At 60.5% G+C, this 3227-nt stretch carries 5 protein-coding genes and 1 pseudogene; 5 read left to right on the top strand and 1 reads right to left on the bottom strand.

Annotated features, from left to right (window positions below; genetic code table 11):
- Nucleotides 1-8: 8 nt before the first annotated feature.
- Nucleotides 9-173: a C40 family peptidase gene (locus ACIQ3A_RS14610; RefSeq protein WP_396432452.1), complete on the top strand. Its 165-nt coding sequence runs from the start codon at nucleotides 9-11 to the stop codon at nucleotides 171-173.
- 19 nt (nucleotides 174-192) lie between these two features.
- Here ACIQ3A_RS14610 and ACIQ3A_RS14605 read toward each other — a convergent pair whose 3' ends face one another.
- Nucleotides 193-330, bottom strand: coding sequence for a hypothetical protein (locus tag ACIQ3A_RS14605; protein ID WP_396432451.1), 138 nt, complete (start codon nucleotides 328-330; stop codon nucleotides 193-195).
- On the opposite strand from ACIQ3A_RS14605, the gene ACIQ3A_RS14600 reads away from it, so the two are divergent.
- The 4 genes and pseudogenes from ACIQ3A_RS14600 to ACIQ3A_RS14585 form a co-directional block, all read left to right on the top strand.
- Nucleotides 329-1489, top strand: a complete 1161-nt coding sequence (locus ACIQ3A_RS14600) for a murein transglycosylase A (RefSeq protein WP_396432450.1) — start codon at nucleotides 329-331, stop codon at nucleotides 1487-1489. The genes ACIQ3A_RS14605 and ACIQ3A_RS14600 overlap by 2 nt on opposite strands.
- Nucleotides 1486-1776, top strand: a complete 291-nt coding sequence (locus ACIQ3A_RS14595; RefSeq protein WP_396432449.1) for a YkgJ family cysteine cluster protein — start codon at nucleotides 1486-1488, stop codon at nucleotides 1774-1776. Before ACIQ3A_RS14600 ends, ACIQ3A_RS14595 begins: the two co-directional genes overlap by 4 nt.
- Before the next feature lie 93 nt (nucleotides 1777-1869).
- Nucleotides 1870-2655 (top strand): class II aldolase/adducin family protein, encoded by a 786-nt coding sequence (locus tag ACIQ3A_RS14590; protein ID WP_396432447.1) that lies wholly within the window; start codon nucleotides 1870-1872, stop codon nucleotides 2653-2655.
- Between the two features lie 34 nt (nucleotides 2656-2689).
- A pseudogene (locus tag ACIQ3A_RS14585) lies at nucleotides 2690-3227 on the top strand (alkene reductase); the annotation flags it as partial.

The raw sequence follows: 3227 nt of genomic DNA, 5'->3' as shown, positions 1-3227 counted from the left end.
GCGACTTGGTGTTCTTCAACACCCTGGGCGCGCGCCATTCGCATGTTGGCATCTATGTGGGCGGAGGCCGCTTTGTGCACGCCAGCAACCCCAAAACAGGGGTGCGGATTGACCAGATGAGCAACCGGTATTACGCGCAACGCTTTGAAGGGGCCGGAACCTTGCTGGATTGACCCGGACCGCAGCCCCTCTTCAAGGGGCTTTGTCGTTCGGATCGGTTTTGTCGGCGGGTGGCAATTCACCCTTCGATCGTCCTGAAAACATGGTCCACCACACAATCAACACAAAGAGCAACAGGGCCAACAAGGCTTCCAGCAAAATAAGAGCCATGCGCAATCTTCCATTTCTTTCTGTTGCCCGGTCATCTGCCGGTTGGGTGTTGGCTGCGATTGTAGGGAGCCTGATGGGCTGCTCGGTCGCACCCGTGCTGGAAGAACCCACCAAAGCAAGCCCATCGACCCCTCCACCAAGGGTGGAACAAGGCCCCATGCCGCCGCTCATCATGCAGGCGAATAGCCGCTGGGTGCCCGTCCCTTGGTCTGAGCTTCCCGGACTGCACACCGACGCCCTGAATGAGGCCTGGCCTGCCTGGCTGCAAAGCTGTGCGCGCCCAAGCAAAGCCTGGGCTCCCCTGTGCCCCCAAATTCGGCAACTGGCGAGTGCCTCTGCGCCCCAACAAAGGCAGTGGATCCTGGAAAACCTGCAGCCCTACCGGGTCGAGTCACACACGCAACAAAGCGAAGGTTTGCTGACCGCTTACTACGAGCCTGTGCTGAACGCCACTCGCCAGGTCAGCCCGGGCTTCAAAGTGCCGCTTTATGCGCCCCCTGGCAATCTGAACCATCGCAAGCCTTGGTACACCCGGCAAGAAATGGAAACCCAAGCGCAAGCGCGCGCCGCCCTGCGGGGCAAAGAACTGGTTTATCTGGCCGATCCGGTCGATGCCATGGTGCTGCACATTCAAGGCTCGGGCCTGGTGAATGTGCGTGAGCCCAATGGTGACCAACGCATGGTGCGGCTGGCATTTGCCGCAACCAACGAACAGCCCTACAAAAGCATTGGCCGCTGGCTGCTTGACCAAAACCTGATCCGCGATGCCTCATGGCCTGGCATCAAAGCCTGGATCGACCGCAACCCCTCACGCGTGAACGAGCTGCTTTGGCAAAACCCGCGTGTGGTTTTTTTCAAGGAAGAAAGTCTGCCTGTAGGCTCTGTGCCTCCTGGCCCCAAAGGCGCCCAGGGTGTGCCGCTGACCGCCGAACGCTCCATTGCGGTCGACCGAAACAGCATTCCGTATGGCACACCGGTGTGGCTCAAATCTTCGGGGCCACTCAGCAAGCTGGACCGTCTGGTGCTGGCCCAGGACACGGGCAGCGCGATTGTGGGCGCGGTCCGGGCAGACTATTACGCGGGCTCGGGCCAGGCAGCAGGTGAGTTCGCTGGCCGCATGAAACAAACTTTGCAACTCTGGGCTTTGTGGCCACGATGAGTCCTACAAGCGCTGGGGCGTTTTCCTGTCGCTCGGGTTGTGCCGCCTGCTGCATCGCCCCCTCCATTTCATCACCCATTCCGGGCATGCCCAAGGGCAAACCCGCCGGGTTGGCTTGCGTGCAACTCGATGAGCAGAGGCGGTGCAAGATCTTTGGCCAGCCTGGGCGGCCGGCGGTATGCAGCCAGTTACAAGCCTCGCCGGACATGTGCGGACCGCAAGACGACGGCGGTCGGTTTGCACTGACTTTCCTGGCGCGGCTCGAAACACTGACACGACCCGACTGAGCACGAACACTGCGGTCCAGTCACCAAGACGTCATTTCACACGGCCGCTTGTGGTTAAGCTGGCGCATCTTTTTCACCCACAGGAGCACCGCCATGGCGCTTGACATGCCTTCCCTGAAAGACAGCGTTCACCCCGACGAATGGCAACTGCGTCTGGACCTGGCGGCTTGTTACCGGTTGGTGGCCTTGTATGGCTGGAGCGACCTGGTGTTCACACACATCAGTGCCAAACTGCCTCACTCGGTGGCTGGCGATGCCCACCATTTTTTGATCAATCCCTATGGCTTGATGTTTGACGAAATCACCGCGTCCAGCTTGGTCAAAGTGGACATGCAATGCAACAAACTGCATGACAGCCCCTTCCCGGTCAACCCGGCAGGTTTTGTGATTCACAGCGCCGTGCACGAAGCGCGGCCCGATGCCGGCTGCGTGCTGCACACCCACACACGTGCAGGCATCGCCGTCAGCGCGCAAGCACATGGCGTGCTGCCCATCAGCCAGCAAAGCACGTTTGTGCTGGCGTCATTGGCTTACCACGGCTATGAGGGCGTGGCGATCCGAGATGACGAAAAGCTGCGCCTGCAGGCCGATCTGGGCAAAGCGAATTACCTGATGCTGCGCAACCATGGCTTGCTCACGGTGGGCAAAACGATTGCCGACGCCTTCTTGTCGATGTACATCTTCGAAAACACTTGTCGCATCCAGGTGGATGCGCTGGCTGGACAATCCGGGCCCAAAGATCTGACCGCCGTCGACCCTCAAATCTTGACCGGCTTGGCCCATGTCATGCGCGTGCAAACGGGTGGTTTGGGGGGTGCGTTTGTCTGGCCGTCCTTGCTCAGAAAGTTGCAACGCGACAGTCCTGACTACGCCAGCTGAAACGCCCTTCCCGATACTTTTTTGAATTGAACACATGAGCTCCTTGTTTGAACCCTGCCAAGTCGGTGCCATGGCTTTGGCCTCTCGCATCGTGATGGCACCACTGACACGCAACCGCGCACCCGGCGCACTCGCCAACGCCCGCATGGCCACCTATTACCGGCAACGCGCGAACCCAGCGACAGGCGCAGGCCTGATCGTGACCGAAGCCACCGCCATCAGCCAGCAAGGTCAAGGCTATGCCGATGTGCCAGGCATCTGGCACGAGGCGCAAGTCGCGTCCTGGAAGCCAGTGACCGATGCAGTGCATGCCGAGGGCGGCAAGATCGTGGTGCAGCTGTGGCATGTGGGCCGGGTGTCACACACCAGCTTGCAACCGGGGGGCGGCGCGCCCGTGGCCCCCTCAGCCATCACCGCCAAAACAAAAACCGTCTTGCTGGTCGAAGGTCAAGCCCAATTTGTCGACACCTCTGAACCACGCGCCCTCGACATCAGCGAGTTGCCCGGCATCGTGGCGGACTACCGCAAGGCAGCAGCCAACGCCATGGCCGCAGGCTTTGACGGCGTGGAGG

Source organism: Limnohabitans sp. (assembly GCF_044361985.1).
In the GTDB taxonomy this organism is placed as follows: domain Bacteria; phylum Pseudomonadota; class Gammaproteobacteria; order Burkholderiales; family Burkholderiaceae_C; genus Limnohabitans_A.
The sequence above is the reverse complement of the archived record's forward strand: the minus strand, read 5'-3'. Positions and strand labels throughout refer to the sequence as shown.